At 50.3% G+C, this 18,204-nt stretch carries 26 protein-coding genes and 1 tRNA gene; 11 read left to right on the top strand and 16 right to left on the bottom strand.

Annotation, left to right across the window (positions count from 1 at the left end; translation table 11 throughout):
- Positions 1-7: 7 nt before the first annotated feature.
- Entirely contained in the window at positions 8-934 is a 927-nt protein-coding gene (locus LBW89_RS19145) for an ROK family protein (protein WP_148451652.1), read from the bottom strand.
- A 112-nt stretch (positions 935-1,046) separates the two neighbouring features.
- On the opposite strand from LBW89_RS19145, the gene LBW89_RS19140 reads away from it, so the two are divergent.
- Positions 1,047-2,075, top strand: coding sequence for a substrate-binding domain-containing protein (locus tag LBW89_RS19140; protein WP_148451653.1), 1,029 nt, complete (start codon positions 1,047-1,049; stop codon positions 2,073-2,075).
- Positions 2,076-2,177: 102 nt separating this feature from the next.
- Here LBW89_RS19140 and LBW89_RS19135 read toward each other — a convergent pair whose 3' ends face one another.
- Positions 2,178-2,795: a superoxide dismutase gene (locus LBW89_RS19135; RefSeq protein WP_148451654.1), complete on the bottom strand. Its 618-nt coding sequence runs from the start codon at positions 2,793-2,795 to the stop codon at positions 2,178-2,180.
- A 190-nt stretch (positions 2,796-2,985) separates the two neighbouring features.
- On the opposite strand from LBW89_RS19135, the gene LBW89_RS19130 reads away from it, so the two are divergent.
- Positions 2,986-3,240: a DUF1450 domain-containing protein gene (locus tag LBW89_RS19130; protein ID WP_211373279.1), complete on the top strand. Its 255-nt coding sequence runs from the start codon at positions 2,986-2,988 to the stop codon at positions 3,238-3,240.
- 92 nt (positions 3,241-3,332) lie between these two features.
- Here LBW89_RS19130 and LBW89_RS19125 read toward each other — a convergent pair whose 3' ends face one another.
- Positions 3,333-3,959 carry a helix-turn-helix transcriptional regulator gene (locus LBW89_RS19125; protein WP_148452664.1) on the bottom strand — a complete coding sequence of 209 codons (627 nt, stop codon included), beginning with the start codon at positions 3,957-3,959 and terminating at the stop codon, positions 3,333-3,335.
- Between the two features lie 31 nt (positions 3,960-3,990).
- Positions 3,991-4,887 (bottom strand): rhodanese-related sulfurtransferase, encoded by an 897-nt coding sequence (locus LBW89_RS19120; RefSeq protein WP_148451655.1) that lies wholly within the window; start codon positions 4,885-4,887, stop codon positions 3,991-3,993.
- A 118-nt stretch (positions 4,888-5,005) separates the two neighbouring features.
- Here LBW89_RS19120 and LBW89_RS19115 point away from each other — a divergent pair, with 118 nt between their 5' ends.
- Positions 5,006-5,704, top strand: a complete 699-nt coding sequence (locus tag LBW89_RS19115; RefSeq protein ID WP_148451656.1) for a PIG-L deacetylase family protein — start codon at positions 5,006-5,008, stop codon at positions 5,702-5,704.
- 56 nt (positions 5,705-5,760) lie between these two features.
- Here the strand turns inward: LBW89_RS19115 and LBW89_RS19110 are convergent, their stop codons facing one another.
- The 6 genes from LBW89_RS19110 to LBW89_RS19085 all read right to left on the bottom strand — a co-directional run bounded on the left by LBW89_RS19110 (position 5,761) and on the right by LBW89_RS19085 (position 9,023).
- Entirely contained in the window at positions 5,761-6,300 is a 540-nt protein-coding gene (locus LBW89_RS19110) for a DoxX family protein (protein ID WP_148451657.1), read from the bottom strand.
- Between the two features lie 232 nt (positions 6,301-6,532).
- Complete coding sequence (locus LBW89_RS19105) at positions 6,533-6,796, bottom strand: DUF2642 domain-containing protein (RefSeq protein WP_225039879.1); 264 nt, start codon at positions 6,794-6,796, stop codon at positions 6,533-6,535.
- Between the two features lie 199 nt (positions 6,797-6,995).
- The gene (locus LBW89_RS19100) at positions 6,996-7,193 is read right to left on the bottom strand and encodes a hypothetical protein (protein ID WP_148451658.1); all 198 of its coding nucleotides are present in this window, start codon (positions 7,191-7,193) and stop codon (positions 6,996-6,998) included.
- Between the two features lie 66 nt (positions 7,194-7,259).
- The gene (locus LBW89_RS19095; protein WP_148451659.1) at positions 7,260-7,625 is read right to left on the bottom strand and encodes a YidH family protein; all 366 of its coding nucleotides are present in this window, start codon (positions 7,623-7,625) and stop codon (positions 7,260-7,262) included.
- A 143-nt stretch (positions 7,626-7,768) separates the two neighbouring features.
- Positions 7,769-8,725: a TolB family protein gene (locus tag LBW89_RS19090; RefSeq protein WP_148451660.1), complete on the bottom strand. Its 957-nt coding sequence runs from the start codon at positions 8,723-8,725 to the stop codon at positions 7,769-7,771.
- Between the two features lie 121 nt (positions 8,726-8,846).
- The gene (locus LBW89_RS19085; RefSeq protein ID WP_148451661.1) at positions 8,847-9,023 is read right to left on the bottom strand and encodes a YjfB family protein; all 177 of its coding nucleotides are present in this window, start codon (positions 9,021-9,023) and stop codon (positions 8,847-8,849) included.
- Between the two features lie 163 nt (positions 9,024-9,186).
- On the opposite strand from LBW89_RS19085, the gene LBW89_RS19080 reads away from it, so the two are divergent.
- Positions 9,187-9,756 (top strand): hypothetical protein, encoded by a 570-nt coding sequence (locus LBW89_RS19080; protein WP_148451662.1) that lies wholly within the window; start codon positions 9,187-9,189, stop codon positions 9,754-9,756.
- Positions 9,757-9,895: 139 nt separating this feature from the next.
- Positions 9,896-10,204, top strand: coding sequence for a hypothetical protein (locus LBW89_RS19075; protein ID WP_225039878.1), 309 nt, complete (start codon positions 9,896-9,898; stop codon positions 10,202-10,204).
- A gap of 716 nt (positions 10,205-10,920) precedes the next feature.
- Here LBW89_RS19075 and LBW89_RS19070 read toward each other — a convergent pair.
- The 3 genes from LBW89_RS19070 to LBW89_RS19060 all read right to left on the bottom strand — a co-directional run bounded on the left by LBW89_RS19070 (position 10,921) and on the right by LBW89_RS19060 (position 12,071).
- Complete coding sequence (locus LBW89_RS19070) at positions 10,921-11,313, bottom strand: hypothetical protein (RefSeq protein ID WP_148451663.1); 393 nt, start codon at positions 11,311-11,313, stop codon at positions 10,921-10,923.
- 307 nt (positions 11,314-11,620) lie between these two features.
- A complete protein-coding gene (locus LBW89_RS19065) occupies positions 11,621-11,863 on the bottom strand; it encodes a hypothetical protein (RefSeq protein WP_225039877.1) in 243 nt (80 codons plus the stop codon).
- Between the two features lie 58 nt (positions 11,864-11,921).
- Positions 11,922-12,071: a hypothetical protein gene (locus tag LBW89_RS19060; protein WP_249043383.1), complete on the bottom strand. Its 150-nt coding sequence runs from the start codon at positions 12,069-12,071 to the stop codon at positions 11,922-11,924.
- 355 nt (positions 12,072-12,426) lie between these two features.
- Between LBW89_RS19060 and LBW89_RS27560 the strand changes: the two genes are divergently transcribed.
- The gene (locus LBW89_RS27560) at positions 12,427-12,555 is read left to right on the top strand and encodes a hypothetical protein (protein WP_263639231.1); all 129 of its coding nucleotides are present in this window, start codon (positions 12,427-12,429) and stop codon (positions 12,553-12,555) included.
- Between the two features lie 528 nt (positions 12,556-13,083).
- Here LBW89_RS27560 and LBW89_RS19055 read toward each other — a convergent pair.
- Positions 13,084-13,156: transfer RNA gene (locus LBW89_RS19055), tRNA-Val, on the bottom strand.
- Positions 13,157-13,295: 139 nt separating this feature from the next.
- Between LBW89_RS19055 and LBW89_RS19050 the strand changes: the two genes are divergently transcribed.
- The 3 genes from LBW89_RS19050 to LBW89_RS19040 all read left to right on the top strand — a co-directional run bounded on the left by LBW89_RS19050 (position 13,296) and on the right by LBW89_RS19040 (position 14,552).
- Positions 13,296-13,586: a hypothetical protein gene (locus LBW89_RS19050; protein WP_148451664.1), complete on the top strand. Its 291-nt coding sequence runs from the start codon at positions 13,296-13,298 to the stop codon at positions 13,584-13,586.
- 207 nt (positions 13,587-13,793) lie between these two features.
- The gene (locus LBW89_RS19045; protein ID WP_148451665.1) at positions 13,794-14,240 is read left to right on the top strand and encodes a GNAT family N-acetyltransferase; all 447 of its coding nucleotides are present in this window, start codon (positions 13,794-13,796) and stop codon (positions 14,238-14,240) included.
- A 72-nt stretch (positions 14,241-14,312) separates the two neighbouring features.
- Positions 14,313-14,552, top strand: coding sequence for a DUF3892 domain-containing protein (locus tag LBW89_RS19040; RefSeq protein WP_148451666.1), 240 nt, complete (start codon positions 14,313-14,315; stop codon positions 14,550-14,552).
- A 67-nt stretch (positions 14,553-14,619) separates the two neighbouring features.
- Here the strand turns inward: LBW89_RS19040 and LBW89_RS19035 are convergent, their stop codons facing one another.
- Positions 14,620-15,354, bottom strand: coding sequence for an MBL fold metallo-hydrolase (locus LBW89_RS19035; RefSeq protein WP_148451667.1), 735 nt, complete (start codon positions 15,352-15,354; stop codon positions 14,620-14,622).
- A gap of 170 nt (positions 15,355-15,524) precedes the next feature.
- Between LBW89_RS19035 and LBW89_RS19030 the strand changes: the two genes are divergently transcribed.
- Positions 15,525-16,082 carry a copper amine oxidase gene (locus LBW89_RS19030; protein WP_148451668.1) on the top strand — a complete coding sequence of 186 codons (558 nt, stop codon included), beginning with the start codon at positions 15,525-15,527 and terminating at the stop codon, positions 16,080-16,082.
- 114 nt (positions 16,083-16,196) lie between these two features.
- Positions 16,197-16,520: a DUF1292 domain-containing protein gene (locus LBW89_RS19025; RefSeq protein WP_148451669.1), complete on the top strand. Its 324-nt coding sequence runs from the start codon at positions 16,197-16,199 to the stop codon at positions 16,518-16,520.
- Positions 16,521-16,586: 66 nt separating this feature from the next.
- On the opposite strand, the gene LBW89_RS19020 is transcribed toward LBW89_RS19025, so the two are convergent.
- Complete coding sequence (locus LBW89_RS19020; RefSeq protein ID WP_148451670.1) at positions 16,587-18,062, bottom strand: aminotransferase class I/II-fold pyridoxal phosphate-dependent enzyme; 1,476 nt, start codon at positions 18,060-18,062, stop codon at positions 16,587-16,589.
- Positions 18,063-18,204 lie beyond the last annotated feature (142 nt).

Genomic DNA, 18,204 nt, shown 5'->3' with positions numbered 1-18,204 from the left:
GAAATTTCTACTTATATGCTACATGTACAAGTGCGGCCGCGCCGATCAGGCCGGCATCCTGGTGCAAGGCGGCGGGAACGACCGGGGTTTGCCGGCCCGACGGATTCAGCGCATGCCTTGCAACGTAGGCTTTCACGGCGTCGAACAGCGGGGCTCCCACCTGGGAGACGCCGCCGCCGATCACGAGCAGCTCGGGATCGAGCGTATTGATCAAGGTGACGCAGCCGATACCGATATAGCGGAACACTTGATCGATCCATGCCGTTATCCGGGGTTCCGTCCCCGAGGCGGCGAGATCGAAGGCCTCTTTCGAGGTGACGGGGCGGCCGAGCAACTCGCTGGCTTGCCGGGCGACGGCGGTGCCGGAGGCGATATGCTCCCAACAGCCCCGCTGACCGCATACGCAAGTCCCGGCCGCCGGATCGATGACGAAATGCCCGACGTCTCCCGCGTTTCCGGTTGCTCCGGTGAGCAGCCTGCCGTGGCTGTAAATCCCGGCGCCGATGCCGGTACTGATCGTAATAAATACGAAATGATCGGCCTGTTTGGCGGCACCCTGCCATTTTTCCGCCAGGGCGGCGGCCGTCGCGTCGTTCTCAAAGGCGATGTCCAGGGCGGGAAAATGACGCCGGAACGACTCCACGACGGGGAAGCCCCACCAGCCCGGCATGTTCGGCGGCTCTACGATTTGGCCGAGCCGCGTGTTCAAAGGGCCGGGCGCCCCGATGCCGATCCCCAGCACATCGGCCGCAAGATCGATCCCGGCTTTCGCGGTCAGTTCACGAATCGCCGAGGCGATCCGGTCGACCATTTCCGCCGGGGAGACCGTATGGTCCGTGGGGAGCGAGTGCTTCAGCAGAACGGCTCCTCCGGCGTCGACGAGGCCGATCGCTGTTTTGGTCCCGCCGATGTCTATGCCAACAGCATATTTCAAGTGTCATACCTCCATTATACCGTTAATCGTAACTTGACAAACTTGACAAAATAAAAATATGTAAAGTATATTTAGGCTTAGTTTAGCATGTTTCGGAGGGAATGAAAAGGACATGGGACGTAAAAAGAAGGTGTCTATGCAGGATATCGCGAATCGGCTGCAGATTTCCAAAAATGCGGTTTCCCTCGCCTTAATGAACAAAAAGGGCGTTAGTGACGAGATGCGCGGCAAAGTGCTGCAGGCGGCGAAAGAGCTGGGCTATGGCCCGTTTGCGCAGAAGGCACCGGATAGCAAGAACATCCTTGTGTTGGTGCCGGAGAGGATCATGAGCTACCAGGACAACGATCATTTCCGGTTTTTCCATGACTTGATATGGGGCTTGGAGAAGAGTATCCGGAGCAAGGGGATGAACGCCGTCATCGCCCCGATCGGCCGGGAGATGGAATCACGGCTTCAACTGCCGCAGCATTGTACGGACATCGCTTATCAAGGCATCATTCTTTTCGGCATTGTGGACAAAGCCTACGCCAGGCTGGTTTGGGAGCTTGACGCGCCGCTCGTCATGCTGGATTCCTACCACCGCGAACTTCCATGTCCCGTGGTGTGTTCCGCCAATATTGCCGGAGCGGCCGAGGCGGTCTCCGTTCTGATCCGGGCGGGGCATAAGGATATCGGCTTCATCGGACCGACGAACCTGACGACCAGTCACGAAGAGAGATGGTACGGCTATTGGAAAACGATGCAGGATCACAGTCTGCGGATCGAGGACCGGTTTATTTTGACGACGTCGGAGAGCTTTGATTGTACGGAGGAGGAAATCGACCGGTTTTTGCGGAACCTGGAGCTGTGGCCGAGCGCGTTTTTTTGCGGAAACGACCGGATTGCTTACTTGTTGGCCAAGCAGCTGCGAGAACGGGGATTGAAGATTCCTGCCGACGTATCCATCGTGGGGTTTGACGATCTCGACGATGCGGAGGAACTGGGTCCCAAACTGACGACGATGCGCGTGGAAAAAGAAAAAATGTGCGATGCCGCCGCCGCGGTTCTGCTGTCCCTGCCGGGAGGCGTCCGGGAGGCTGTGCGTGTGGAGATTCCGGCTACGCTGGTTCTGCGCGATTCGGTTCGTACTGTCGAGATGTAAGCCGCAAGTCGTCAAGCGGATAAAAGCGGATAAAAGCGGATAAAAAAACGGCCGGACCGCCGAGTAAGCGGGTCCAGCCGTTTTTACTAAGTACCGTTCGTATTACTTGCTGACGGCTGCTTCGTAACGTTTCTCAACTTCGGCCCAGTTGATGACGTTGAAGAAGGCCGCGATGTAATCCGGACGTTTGTTTTGATATTTCAGGTAGTAAGCATGCTCCCATACGTCCAAACCAAGGATCGGCGTTTTGCCTTCCATCAGCGGGGAGTCTTGGTTCGGCAAGCTGTAAACGGACAATTTGCCGTTTGCGTCTACCGCGAGGAACGCCCAGCCGCTGCCGAAACGAGTCGTAGCCGCTTTGCTGAAGTCCTCTTTGAATTTGTCAAAACCGCCGAGTTCGCTGTTGATCGCGTCCGCCAGTTTGCCGGAAGGTTGGCCGCCGCCGTTCGGTCCGATCGTCTCCCAGAAGAGGGAATGGTTCGCATGTCCGCCGCCGTTGTTGCGAACCGCGGTACGGATGCTTTCAGGTACGCTGTCCAGGTCGGAAATCAGTTCTTCAACGGATTTCGAAGCCAGTTCAGGCGCGGACTCCAGAGCTGCGTTCAGGTTCGTAACGTAAGTATTATGGTGACGGTCATGGTGGATCATCATCGTTTGCTCATCGATATGCGGTTCCAAAGCGTTGTTGGCATAAGGAAGTGCTGGTAATTGATGTGCCATTTTTATCATCCTCTCCTTAAATTATGTAATACTATTTTGAACACTATTTATTATAATTATCCCATCCCCCTTAGTCAACTTAAATGTATATTAAGTATATTAAATGAAGGTCCTACATTGACAAAACCGTCGGCGTTTATCATAATGAGGGATCGGATGACGAAGAATTCAGGTTTGGGGTGAATGGAACATGGGTATGGGCATCGTTGTCGTGGAAGTGTGCGACAGCAATTTGTTAAGCGCGCTGGACCTGGAGCAGCTGGAAGAGGAATTTCCCGAAATCGCCGTGCTCCGGCTGGACTGCCTGAATTTATGCGGCCTTTGTAAAATCAGACCTTATGCGATGGTCAACGGGAAGAAGGTCTTCGCCAAGACGACCGAGGAATGCCTCGCTCAGATCAAAGAAACGATCCGTCAAGAGCTGGAAGCGTTCCATGGGATCTGAGGATCTGAACTAGGCCTAATTATAAATAACCTCCGGACGAGCATTTTGAAGCTGCCGGAGGTTATTATTTTATTTTGCCTGCTTATGGAATATTAGCGCTTGATGACGTACACGCACTTCCGGCCTTCCTGGGCCAGACATTCTGTCCTTTCCACCCGGGCGTCCAACAGCGATTCGAACAAGCGCAGCTCGCATTCGCAGGCATGGTTGTAGCGGTTCGCGATTTGCGAAATCGGACAATTGTGCTCCATAAGCACGAAATGATCGTCTCCGCGCTGCTCGCATTCGGTCATATACCCGTTGTCGTTCTGAATCTCGGCAAGCCTCTGCACCTTTTGGGCAAGATTCTTCCCTTGCATATCGGATTGATACTGGCGGTTCAGCTTATCTTTGCGGCGCTCGAATAGGCGCTCGATCGATTCCGCCCCGTACTCCTGTTCCAATTCGCCCAAAAGATCCAGCGTCAGCGTATGGTATTTTTTGGGGAACAGGTTTTCGGCCAATTCGGTCAATCCGTAAACGGAAGTCGGCCGGCCTAACGTTTGGCGGATCATCTTCGACTCGATTAGCCCGTCGCGCTCCATCGTGCCCAGATGGCGGCGGACCGCCATTTCCGTGATGCCGAGCTCCAGCGTAATTTCCTTGGTGCTGAGAGGACCGGATGTTTTCATCATTTGCAAAATTCGTTCGCGTGTCGACGATTCTTTGGGTTGATTCAAATTCATGTGAGGACTCCTCCGGGACGTGAGATCAGGCCTGCTTCAAGGCATGGACCGATTCCATGCAGGCGTCGGAGCAGAAGCCCTGATGCTCCTCTTCGCAATCTTCGCAGCAAACATATTGCAGGTTGCACACGGGACAATTGATGTAGCGGTCATGGGACACGCCGCAATGATGACAATGGGCGATCACGACGTCTTCTTCGGTCCGGTTGATCGGAACGGAAATCCGTTCGTCAAAGACATAGCATTTGCCGTCGAACAGTTTGCCTTGGACTTCCGGGTCCTTGCCGTAGGTCACGATACCGCCTTCCAACTGAGCCACATCCTGAAATCCTTCTTTCAGCAAAAAGCCGGTCAGCTTCTCGCAGCGGATCCCGCCGGTGCAGTATGTCAGCACCTTTTTATCCTTGTGTTCGCCCAAGTTCTCGCGGATCCATTCGGGAAACTCCCGGAACGACTCGACTTCTGGGCGAATGGCGCCGCGGAAGTGGCCGATATCGTACTCGTAATCGTTGCGGCCGTCGATGACGATCACGTCGTCGCGCTGGAGTTGCTCGTAAAACTCCACCGGCGACAAGCGTTTACCGCTCAACGTGTTGGGATCGAGTTCCTGCTCGTAACGGAAGGTGACCAGCTCCTGCTTGTGACGGACGAACATCTTCTTAAAGGCATGACCGTCGGCTTCATCGATTTTGAAGACGATATCTTTAAACTCGGGCATCGCCCGCAAGTCGGCCATATAGCGATCCGTTTGCTCCACGGTTCCCGATACCGTGCCGTTAATTCCCTCGGCGGCGATAAGAATGCGGCCTTTCAGCCCAAGATCTTTACAGTATTGCAAGTGCTCCGCCGTAAATGTCTCGGGGGAGGCGATGTTTGTAAATTTATAAAACAGCAAAATGCGGTAAGCATGTTGTTGACTCATGTTAGATCACCTGTCTATATTAGATTCTACTGAATTGTAGTGAATTTTATGTACTTAGTCAATATTAAAGTATAGTAAGTATAGTAAAGATTACACATTTGGGTTTGGAGGAGTCACGATGAAACACAAAACGATCGCATTTATTTACGCGCATCCCGATGACGAAACCTTTAGTTCTTCTTATCTGATCCGTCAGACTGTCGACGAAGGGCACCGGGTCGTACTGCTCACGGCGACGCGGGGCGATGCCGGGAAAACGGGACGATTGGGAAGCATGACGCCTCAGGAGCTGGCGGCGAGAAGGGAACGGGAACTCGAGCAGGCCGCCCGGATTCTGGGAATTGCGGAGGTACGGCAGCTTGGCTTGGGAGACGGGAAGCTTAAGGATGTTCCAGCGGAAGAATTACAGAAACAGATCGCGGAATTTATCGCTCACCACAACGCCGAGGTGGTCGTCACGTTTCCGGCGGACGGCATTTCCGGGCATAAGGACCACATTGTAATCCATCATGCCGTTAATGCGGTTGTTTTCTCCCGGCGGACCCCGACGGTACAAAAGCTGTATTATAATCAACTGGGGAACTATCAATCCGAAAGCTCCAGCGTAGTCAAGCTGGAGGCGGGAGGTTACTGGGAGGCGAAGCGCCTCGCTTTGCAGGCGCACGAATCGCAGATACTCAGTATCGAGCGGGTATTCGGCGATCTGGGGCCCGAAGTGCCGCCCCATCACCGCTTTGAGGCGTTTGAACTGGCTTGGGAACGGGGCGTTCATTTTCCGCCAAAAACAGAGCGTTCCGTCTGGAATGACCTGCTTTAAATATTGCGCAAAGACGCCGGGGATGTTCCCCCGGCGTCTTTGCGATACACTCTATGTTATGCCGTATGTTTCATTTTTGTCGGATGCTTGGGTGCCGGTGCCGCGGGTTCGGTTTCGTCCGTCTTACGGAACAAGCCGCGAAGGTAAGGGAGGACGAAACGGTCAAGGCCGATCTTGCCGGCGTTGGCGGCGGCTACGATGACCAGCACTTCAAGCAGCAGCATTTGCGCGTTCGTGCTTACGGTTCCCGAGAAGAGGAAGGCCGCGTTCATGACCAGCCCCATCAAAGCGGCGAAAGTAGTGAAGGTACCGAGGATCAGACCGAGACCGACGAGAAATTCACCGTAAGGAACCAGGAAGTTGAACAGGTCGACATTCGGCAGGGCGAAGTTTTCCAGGAAAGCGGCCCACCAGCCTTGAACGGCGGGGTGATCGCCGGCGCTGTTGGCGATTGCGCCGTTCAGGAAGCCGGCGGCGTCGAAACCGCCCGTAATTTTGTGCCAGCCGGCCGTCATCCATTGATAGCCAAGGTAAACACGGATCACGGTGAGGAACCACATCGCAACTTTGTTCGTTCTGAGGAAATTGTTAAACATATGAACCACTCCTTTAGGATTTGTGTTTTTGTTTTTTGGATGATCATCTTTGATGTCTTAAGTATAAGTGATTTATTTCACATGATATGTGATTTAAATCACATTTATTTAAATTTTTATAATTTAATTTTTATCTATCGTTCCAGGCGGCCAGGATCTAAGCAGGGAGACGTAGGCTGTAGCTGAATCGAAAGAAAAAAGAGCTGTACGCACAGCTCCTTTGATTCATGAATTATTCCGGCATTATCCAAACGATTTCGGCGATACGGACTAAAAATTTCTTGTGTCTTTCTTCAAGGACGACGTGGTCTTGTTTGACTTCAACGACACGTCCATCGAGTCTACCGCGTGTGGTTTCCAGGATAACAATTTTTCCGATGAGACATATTAAAGCGTCAACAACACAATGATCTACAGGATTGACCACGACAGTGTGAGGCATGTGTTGCATATGTGGATTGTGGGGCATGTGATACATCATTGGATAATTATTCAAAAAATTACCTCCCAAATATTTATACGGCATTATACGCAGATGCCTATAAATGGATTGGGCTAATGCCTAAAAATGCGGGCCTGGACGCTTATTCAGATGCGGAAGCACGCCAGACCATTGTGTACACCAGATTATTTTTCCAAGTTACTATGAGATCGTTGAACGTCGAAGCCAAAAAAGAAGGGCACTATGGCCCTCCTCATTTGTCCGTATTTCTCTTGTTGCCCGGCTGTCGAGCTTGATCCTTCGCTTGGTCGTTCTCCACCGGATCATTTAACATTTCGTCGACGATATCTTCCAGCATGTCCGTGGAGGCTGTGCCGTTATCGGCCTCGGGGATGGGGTCGACTCCCGGGCCGTAGCCTAAGCCTTTGAACTCTTCTTTTTTGCGATCCATGAATAACACCTTCCTTTGCGGATTTAAAAGGCGGACGTTTCTGTACAGCTATTAGGCCGCATCCGGCTAAGCAAACAACAGAAAATACATCAGAAAAAAGAGAAGGCCGAATAGGATCAGCATCAAAATCAGAATCAAGCTGACGATGATGTAAGAGGAGCGGAATTCATTCCGGTTGATCTGCGTCCGCTTTATGCGATATTCCAGGGCGGCGGCCACGATGACGGCGGTTCCGAAAACGAGCGATCCCATTCCCGCAATTACGGAAAAAACCCGGGCAATCTCGCTGTAGGTGGAGTTAAATACCAATCCGGCGGCGAGAAAGCCTATGCCGATGATCGAGACGCTCGTGCGAATCCAGGCCAAAAACGTCCGCTCATTAGCTAAATGCTGCTGAACATAACGGTTTTCCGTATTGGTATGCTCCTCCAATCTGCCATTCCTCCCTCCCGTCACTTCCCATTACCCGTTTCAATCGCCCGATCTTACTTTCGGACTAAATAAATGAGTTTATAGGGGAGAAGCAGCGGGGTTGTTCACTCGAATCTGTTCGTTCATCTGGTTTTTAGTCTGCTTCAAGGGGTCTGTTTTATCCATGCGATGGCGGTAAGGGAGCCGGCTTCGAGAACTTTGGCGGGGTAACGGAGCGCGTTCGTATCGGCAATCCAGAGTTCTTTTGCGGATTCCTGCCCTTCACATCCCGACAAATAAGCGATGCGCCGGCCGTCCGGAGACCAGCTGACCGGAGTGGAGAAGCACGAGGATACCGCCCAGGTCGCGATCTGTCCGCCTTCTCTGCGGTCTGTCTGTATATAGGAGATGTATCGGTTTTGAATCAAAGAAGTGGCGCTGTAAGCGATGCGCGAGGAATCGGGAGACCAGGCGGGATTATAGTTTTTTGCCTCAGGCCCCCCTTCAAGACGGGTCGTTTGGCCGGTCGCCAGGTTAACTACGCTGATCAGGGAGATGCTGGCCCCCGGAGACGTATACAGGGCGAATCGTCCGTCAGGGGAGAGGCGAACATCGTGCAGCGGCCCTTCCTCATTCCGGGTTAGCTGCCGTACGTTCGTTCCGTTCGGGTTAATTTGATATAGCTGTACGTTACCGATAGGATCGGGCGCGGCATAAAGCAGAGAGGTTCCCGATGGAAACCACCCGGCGTCCGTGGCGCCGACTGTGGCAATAACGGTATGTCGATGGGAATCCAAGTGATAAATAACGATGCGTCCTTCTTTGACATAACTCAGATACCCGTTATCCGGGGACCAGTCCAGCAGGGTGTAAGGTTCGAGCCGATCCAGTTGAGCCAGCGATCCGCTTCGCAGATCAAGGGCGTAAAGGATGGAATTCCTGCCGATAAAGGCTAGACGGCGGCCATCCCGGGAGGGATAGGGCACAGAAAAAGCCTCGGCGAGTCCCCGGGTAAGCCGGATGATCCACCGAGTCAGGGGAACATATGCCCAGATGTCATAGCCTGCTGGCCCCGTGCCCGCGGTAAACAGAATCTTTTCCCGATACAACGATAAACTCATTCGCTTTCCACCTTCCGAATTTGAACTGCTAACAGTCTATTCGAGAGTTGAAATTGGGCGAATAGGGAAAAAAGAAAGAGACCTTATAAAGGCCTCTTCCTAAATGTCGCGACAAGTCGGGTTAAACTTTAATGTCGATGTTACCGCCCAGGTTCGGGTTTACGCTTTGCTCCATCATTTTTATCAGGGCTTGTCCTTCCGTAACCGTCTGCTCCTTCGCCATCTTCAGCACCGAGATGCCCACGGCCTGCTTCAGGCTGCTTTGGGACAATGCGGTGGATAAGGCTCCAATGTCCATGTTTGCTCCTCCTCGCCTATGGAATGAGTATACTCCGTTATTATCGGTTCCCGGAGGGGAAATCTTGAAGGATCATAAATCATATCGGTGAGACGACGATTCCTTCACAATAAGTGTTGGGTAGGGCAATATTAGAATAATTATACCATTGGAGGTTATATCTATGAAAAAAACGGCGTATATTGCGGGTTCATTTCTTCTTGGCGTGATGGTGGCAGCCTCGGCCGGAACGGTTTCAGCTAAAGTGAAGAGTTTAATCGGTCAGAAGGTAACGGGAGAAGTGTCGGTGGTGGTTAACGGTAGCCCGTTGGAAGACAAGGGTGCTGTCATCGACGGGAAAACAACAGTCCCGATTCGCCCTTTAGCTGATGCGCTAGAAGCCGATTTTAAATACAAAGGGGGTACGATTTATATTGAATCCGAGCAGCCCGCAAAGGACGCTTCCAATAAATATTCGGATATGACGAATCGAGAACATCTCGAAGAAAGCAAGAGGCAGTTGGAAAACAGAATTTCCTATCTAATCAACGAAAAAAAGAATTTTTCAGAACTCATTGAAATGTCCGAAAAACGAAAGGCTTCAGCCACAGATCAAAAATTAAAAAGACTAGAAGAAGAAATTAAAGATCTTAAGGATAGTATCCAAACCAGGTTGGAACCCGAACTCGAAAGATGTTTGCTGGAATGGGGGCAGGTGCAGTCGGTTATGTCGAAACTTGAGAAGGGGAAATGATGTCCGGGCAGAATTATGCGAGGCATAAAATCAATTTGAACAAATCTCTACTTTGTCCCTCACTAAATGCATTTTCAGTGAATAAATTGATGAAATGACAGTTCATTAGTAGTGTTATTAGGTAATGGGGGAAGGAAGAATGGCTGCTCGAACTCAAAAAAATAAACAGACTAAGCGGGTGCAGAGAAACAAACAAAGTTCTCCCCCTATTTTTCAAGGAAACAAAAAACTTGAGCTCGTCGTTGCAGCCCTGCTTTTAACGGGAAGGCTTAAAGTGGATTCGGTTCAGTTGTATACAGATTCATCATTATTCGTCAGCCTCGTTGGCAAATTTAAAACATTGAATAATGACACTGTCGATAAACTTGTTAATTTTATGAATGAAAATGGAAATATCACTTTAAACGACTTTATGGAAGCATTGAAAAAGAAGACGGGTAACAGCTAAATAAAACTTCAAGAGCAGGTGAAGGATATGAGTAATTTTGATGGAGAAAATTTTGCTAACAATGTTCTCCTAATTATTGTCATTACGTTGCTGATATTCGGATCCACCGATATTGAGAATCTGTCCGGTGCTCCGACTGCGACTTAAGCGGGGAAAATGGATATTTGGCTCAATTTTAAAATTGTCCCCCAATATAGGTTTTTTGGTCCCTTATTAAATCGCAAGACAAAAAAGAAGCCTTGCTACACCAAGCTTCTTAGCTATGATCTGTAGTGGGCTCGAACCACTGACCCCCACCCTGTTAAGAATGTTTTTTATTTTGTTGAATATTGTTGGAGTGCGAAAACCCTTAGTATATAAGGGGTTTTCTTGTTCGTATCATTGTTCGTGTTTGTTGGTTTTTGGTGCCGATATTTAACTTTCGGCACCAGATTTGGCACCAGAAATTTGGAGTATCGAGAGAAGGTGAGGCCACTTTTCTATACTTGAATTATCTAAAAGTTGGATGGGCCGGATTCCAAGTTGCCCACCCTGAATGGGCTTTACCCGATCGCTTTAGGATAAAAAAATCGGATATCGAATTGGCAGCAATTAGGGATTGGCTGAAATAGGCAAGGTAGCCCGTAACAAATATCTTGGAGGATTTCCGAAATAAAGAGGCGAGCCAGTGTAAGAAGTGCTGCCTGGTCATGGCTTTTAATTCGAATTACATGCTCTTAGTCAGATGAACCAGTAGCGGTTACTTCTACTACAAGGTCATTAAAATCTCCATCATCCACAAAATCGTCAAACCCCACTACATTTTGCTCATTTACCCGGACTTTGCTCTGAAGCCACCTTCCACCGTCTGATGTCGGAAAAAAGGCCCATCCAGCTATGCAGTACGTTGCAATGATATCATTAAAGCCGTGTAGGACTATGCTCTGAAAATCGGAAGTACTATATTTTTCAGTGTACTTAAGTTTTTCAGGTCCGTAGATGCCAATACCTTGTGGTCTACTTGCATTGACTGAAAAGGTGAGCTTCCTATTTTCCCCCGCAGGAATATCAATTGAAACATAAGTCTCCCTAGCCAATTCGTCTAAACTTGCCGGAAAAATTAATGCCATAACTTCCACCTCTTAAGTTTATTTATCGTAAGTATGTGGAGTGTATGTTTTTTTATTCACCAATTAAACTGATCAAATATCCCCACATCAACCCGCCTGTGCGACGCATGCAGGAACGCAATGATATTCCCGTTGTTCTTTGCCGGGAGCTTTTCGAAATGATCTCTCACCTGGTCCTCCCATTGCTTCACCGTAATGTCGGAGGATTTCAGGTGATCTATCTGATTCATAATCCATCCATACTGATCTGTTGTTACCCTCATATGCTGTTTATTCTTTTTCTGGCTGAAGTATTTCAAATAGGTTTTTATATAGGGATTTTCGTAAATATCCAGCCCCCACGACATGATCTTGCCGCGCTCATTTTTGACCGGGTTCCCAGTTGCTCGAGCTCCTTCATGCCGGCGCGGATACTGTCCTTTCCCTCGGTCGTGTGCCTGACCAGCTCGTCAATGTAAAAACGGAAACTGTCAAGTTTGGAGAGCATGTACGCCAGCAGCCCACGGGCCTTGATCTGTTCAAACAAAGCTTCGCCCACACCTTTCAACATACGGGACAACGCCAAAATTTGCGTTTGGCATCGTCAGGCCGGCGAGGATTTCTTTGCGCTAAAGGAGCGGCAACTTCCGCAGGTCCTCGCCTTTGTACCGCAGAATGTCGAACACAGCATAATAGGCCGGAAGGGTAGCGGAGAGGCGTGCAATTTTGCCGGCGCGCTTCGCCTGGAACCGAGTCATTACCGACTCGAAATCGGACACCCCGGTCGCCGGGTCCACGCATGCGATTTCACCGTCAAGTTCGATGTCGTGTGAAAATAAACCGCAGCTAATCTCCGGGTACTGCCGAGTGCAGGGTGGACGTTAGCGGACTCTTGCGAGAAGATCAACCGGTGTCCGTGATTTTCGGTTCAAATATGGAGCGCGGATCGCTGAACGGACCGGGGCTGTTGTGAGTAACATTGGATCAATAAATTTAAAACACCTCTTTACCGATTATAGCGTTTGGCTATCCAGTAGTGAGGCGGTAAGTTATGGGCGAGTTGTTATCCGCGACCATCACAACGCATAGGGCGAAGTTGCTCGCCGCATAATACTACCAACAGGAGGTGTATTGATGGATAAGAAGAATAATGCGAAGCACAGCTCCAAGCAAGTAAAAAAGAAATTAGGTGTTCCAAATCTTAATACGGAATTTGCTGATGCAGATCCCCCTAAAGGAACGTCCCAAAAGTCGAAGCAATAAAATGACATAAGACCACCGAGGCATAAGCCAAAGTGGTCTTTTCGTTGTCTCGCCTTTTTACTTATAGGTAGCAGACGTTGCAGTATATTCATTCACTTCGAACGTTAGGATATTGTTGAAAATAACGTAATCAGTACGTTTGCTGAACGGTCCTTTGTTGTTATTGTGCTTGTCAATTGCGTATTTGGATGGGCCGCTGCCGGCATCCTTTGCATCATACCAATTGTGGTATTTTCCTGTTAGAGAAACCAGAAGCAAATTGAATTACCTTAATGGAACAGCTACCGGAAAACCAAAGATAGATATAAATTTACCACATGGTGGATTACCAGTGGCCGCTTTATATTTGAATTTAGTTTAAATCCCTCTACTGGAAGTAGCAAAATTAATTCTATGAAAATAGACAAAACGGTCTAAAAAAAATTAAAAATTGATGAGACCCCAATTCGGCCCCAATATAGGTTTTTTGGTCCCTTATTAAATCGTAAGAAAAAAGAAGAGCCCTTGCTACGCAAGGGCTCTCAGCTATGATCTGTAGTGGGCTCGAACCACTGACCCCCACCCTGTCAAGATGGTGCTCTCCCAGCTGAGCTAACAGATCAGAATATAGTGAAGACAAAATTTATATTAGCAGGAACATAGGGAGATGTCAATTCTTTTTTTCTGAATAGGTGCGGTTATCCGGGCAACAATGAGAACTAGAACCCAAGACACTCATTTGCCAAGGAGGTAAAAACCTTATGTTCAAACGCAAACTTACGGCCCTTCCCAAGCGCCCTATACGCAAGGGGGTTCTGGGAATGACCGTCGCCTTGGCGTTTATGACTTTGGCTGGCGGATGTATGCTGGCTCCAAGCCAGGCCACTCTGGACCGGCAAGCGGTCGCTTCGCCTTGGTGGCTTGGTCCCTTCGTCACCGATGGCGTCTATGCGCCGACCGTGGAGGAAGAGGTCTACTCGAAAGAGACCATCATCCATCCCCAAAGCGAAGAGCCAAGCTCGGGCTACTCTTCGTCCCATTTGCGGGAGTAGCCTTTTTTGGTGACATAGAACATGGAGGCGATCAATAACACCGCGATAAGCACAGCCGCTGCGATCGTAACGCCCATAACCATAGCCGGATCGACCCCTCTCCCAAATAAATCGCTTCTGCAACCAACTATACACGAAAACGGTTTTTTTGTATAATGTTGCAGTTCAATGTTTATTGATGTAACACCATCTAGGGGAGGCATGTAAATGGCTGCAGTGATTATACATGTGGAGACGCAGGAGCAATTGGAGCATTGTCTTGAAATTCGCAAGGAAGTGTTCGTCAAGGAACAGAATGTCCCGATCGATCTGGAAATCGATGAATTCGACAAGCTTAGCCCGGATGTGCATCATGTCCTGGTGGAGGTCGACGGGACCTACGCGGCAACCGGGAGATTGACGTACTATAAGGACAATTCGGCCAAAATGCAGCGGATCGCCGTGCGCCAAGCGTTCCGCTCCCATGGGATCGGAAAAATCCTGCTTATCGCGCTGGAGGAGCTGGCGAGAGAGCTGGCCCTTTCGCAATCGGTACTGGATGCGCAATGCCAGGCCGAAGGCTTCTACCGCAAGCTCGGCTACGAAACGATTTCCACCGAGCCGTTCGATGACGCGGGGATTCCGCATGTACGGATGGTCAAACCGCTCAAGTAGATTCATATTCTGCGAAAAACAGGACATGCTATACCCATCACCCAAACTCAAACAGAGGAGATGTGAGGGCAGATGGCTATGGATACAAGAGAAAGGTTTATTGCGGTGCAAAAAAACGGCGACGGAGATCTGACCGCTTTTAAAACCTCAAGCGGCCGCGTTTTGGATTACGAGCAGGCCAAGCGCGAGGTCCAGGCCGGAGCGATTGCCGGGGCCAACCTGTTTAAGGGAAGGGACGGAGAAATGTACATCCGGAGCGATGCGGACGGCGATCCGAGCAACAACTTGGACGCGCTCCCTCGTTTTGAGTAAATCCTTGAAATTCCATAACTTAAACAAGCAGCCCGACCGTGAATTCCGGCCGGGCTGCTTCTCTTTGTTACAACGTATAGATTTGATGCTGGCGTAAAAACTCCATTTCTTCGGTCTGTCCGATAAAATTCTCCATCTCGTCCCCGTAATGCATCAGCAAAATAATTCGGCGGATTTCCGCCGGAAGGGACAGAAGCTGCTTGAGCTCGGTATGTACTTGGCCGGGGCCTTGAAGTTGAACTTCGTGCAAAATTTTACGGCAGTTTCTTTCTTCGACCAGACGGGTCAGCAAATCCCGTTGAAAGATCATATCGGCACTGTAAAAAGTCTCGCCGTTGATGTAAAGGGAGTAGCTGTCTTTACCTGGGATATGCGGCGTTTGAATCAATTCGACGGACAGGCATGGAGAGAGGTGGTGCGCAGTGCCTTCCGACAGCACTTTCACCTCGAAGGCATCTTCCAGCGATGCGATGCCTTCCTGGGTTAATCCTCCTTTCAGCGTATGTTCCCACAGCGGATGAACGAGCTTGTCGGCGATATACAAAACGGGCTTGCGGCCCCAAATAAACTTCATGCGAAAAGCGAATTCTTCCAAGCCGCCAACGTGGTCCCCGTGGATATGCGTGATCAGAATCCCGTCGATCTCATCCAGGGACTTGTCCAGTTGATGCAGGGAGAGCGGAGCCGTAATTCCGCAATCGATGAGCAGTGTGTAATCTTCCGCGTACAATATAGCGTTGTTGTTGTAATACTTCTTGGCGAATGCGCTGCCCGTACCCAGCATTTGAAGGCGCAGTGGCAATGTTACCCCTCCTTGGTTTAATCTGCTCCCATTAATGTACACGATTTTGAATCCGAACGAAAGAGCGGGCCCGGCAAAAAAAGTGGATTGTTTCAGTCGATGACCGCAACTTGAGCCTATCCCCGGAGTATAAATTTACATCAACACGAATGTAATGGAGGGTTACTTGGATGAAATGGAGAAGAGTTGCTGTACTGGTCGTTGCATTCTCCCTGATGGGAGGTTCTATGTTATTTGCCGATTCGGCCACCCAAAAAGTGAAACTGTTCCTGGACGGACAAGAAGTACAGGACGGGGGCTACATCGTCGACGGAAAAACTTATGTCCCGGTTCGTGAATTGGAAGGCCTTGTCGAATATGATGAGGCAACGAAAACGGTCAAATACTATAAACCGAATGTTCACATGTTCTTGTTTACGGGCGACACGGTCATCGGAAACATCAATATTAAGAAAACCGGTAAACTAAAATTCAATGTGTTCGCTCAAATTGACGGACTGCGGACGGATATTTCCGCGGTGCGCGTTTCCATCACCGCTCCCGACGGCGAATCCAAAGTGATTCAGTCCGACGAAATTAAGGAGCAGCGGGATAATTTCTGGTTCCGTACAAATGATTACACGTATGATTTCAAATCCGAAGGGAAGTATATCATTGGCTTCTATATGAAGCCTGTAGGAGGCGACTATACCCTGGTTTCGGAGAAGACGGTCATCGCCGAGAAATAACCGGGGGATACCGCGCCTTTGCCAAAATTGACCTGCCCCTTCTAAAATGATACGATACGAGGGAAACCGACAGGTTTTGGCAACCCATCAAATTAACCGAAGCGAGGTATTTCAATGAGCGATCACAAGCACGAACACGGTGAAGCTTGCGGCTGCGGACACGACCATGAGCATGATCATGAGCATGAGGAGTTCGTATTGACGCTGACGGATGAACATGGCAACGACGTAGAAATGGTTCTTGTCGAGACGTTTGACGTCGGCGACAAATTATATGCCCTTCTGTTGGAACGGAACAATCCGGAAGCCGACGGCATCATCCTGCGTATGGAAGAAGAGAACGAGGAAATGGTGCTTTACAATATCGAAGACGAGGACGAATGGCGTCAAGTGGAGGAAGCTTATAACGAGCTGGTCTCCCAGCAGGACGAAGCTTAATCGTTCGAACATAAATAGGGCTGTCCCAAGCGAGTGTGCTTTTGGGACAGCCCTTTCGTTTCAAGCCTAGAAAATCGGATCGGCCTCGACGATAACCTTGACGTTGTTAATGTACCGGTCTTCGGGCCCTTTTACGGGGAGACCGACTTCCACGTGATCGACGATATAGTCGATATTGCTCTGCGAGATCACTTCCCCCGGCAGCAGGATCGGAATACCCGGCGGGTATACATAAATGAACTCGGCGATGATGCGTCCCGCCGATTCCCGAAACGGGATGACCTCCGTATCCGCGTAGAACGCATCCCTGGGGATCAGGGAGAGCTGCGGGATTTCCGGGATTTTGACGATCAGCTCGTTCGCGTTGTTCTCCTTGTAATAGCACTCGGACAAGCTCCGCAGGGCCGTCAGCAGCGTTTCGATCGATTCCTGCGTGTCCCCCGGGGTAATGATACACAGAATGTTATACATGTCGCTGAGCTCCACTTCCACATTATAATGCTCGCGGAGCCAGTTCTCCGTTTCGTAGCCGGTGATCCCCAGATGGCGCACATGGATCGTCACTTTGGTCGGATCCAGATCATAGGCCGCCTCGCTGCCGAGAATCTCCTCGCCGAAGCTGTACAACCCCGGGATCTTGTTGATTTCCCGGCGCAGATAATGGGCCATTTCCAGCGACTGCTGGACCATCTCGCGCCCGTGCAGGGCGAGATTTCTGCGGGCGGTATCGAGTGAGGCGAGCAGCAGGTAGGAGGTCGAAGTCGTCGTCAGCATACTGATGATCGTCTGCACGCGATTCGGGCTGACGAGACCGTTCTTGGTGTTGATATTGAGCACGGAGCTTTGCGTCATGGAGCCGCCCAGCTTATGTACGCTCGTGGCCGCCATATCCGCTCCGGCCTGCATGGCCGACATCGGAAGCTCCTCGTGAAAATGAATGTGAACCCCGTGGGCTTCATCCACAAGCACAGGGACATGATAGCTGTGCGCCAGATCGACGATGTCCTTGAGATGGGCGCAGACGCCGAAATAGGTCGGGTTGATGACCAGGACGGCTTTTGCATCCGGGTGGCGCTCCAGCGCCCGCCGCACGGACGAGGAGGTGATCCCGTGATCGATCCCGAGGTTCGTGTCCTGCGCGGGGGATACGAATACCGGCTTGGCCCCGGAAAAAATGATCGCGGACATCACCGATTTGTGAACATTTCGCGGAACGATAATTTTATCACCGGGAGAACAAACGGACATGACCATAGTCATGATGGCTCCGCTCGTGCCTTGTACCGAGAAATAGGTATGGTCCGCGCCGAATGCGTCGGCGGCCAGCTTTTGCGCTTCCTCGATCACTCCGGTCGGCTGGTGAAGATCGTCCAGCGGAGCGATATTGATCAAGTCGATGGACAGGGCGTTATCGCCAATAAATTCGCGGAATTCTTTATCGGTTCCGAGCCCTTTTTTATGCCCGGGAATGTGAAATTGAACGGGGTTGGCGGCCGCATGTTTTTTAAGTGTGGAGAAGAGCGGCGTTTTTTGGTGATCCATAGGGCCATCCCTGCCTTTCATAAAATTTTAACAAGGTTGAGTATAGCAAACTGGGACCGGAATGCAAGCGAAGTTTGCTGCCAGGCCCTGGGAGCAGCCGAGGCAGGTTAAGTTGACTGCGAAAAAGGATAGACTGGAGAGG

It is taken from the genome of Paenibacillus sp. alder61 (assembly GCF_020179875.1).
Classification (GTDB): Bacteria; Bacillota; Bacilli; order Paenibacillales; family Paenibacillaceae; genus Fontibacillus; species Fontibacillus faecis.
The sequence above is the reverse complement of the archived record's forward strand: the minus strand, read 5'-3'. Positions and strand labels throughout refer to the sequence as shown.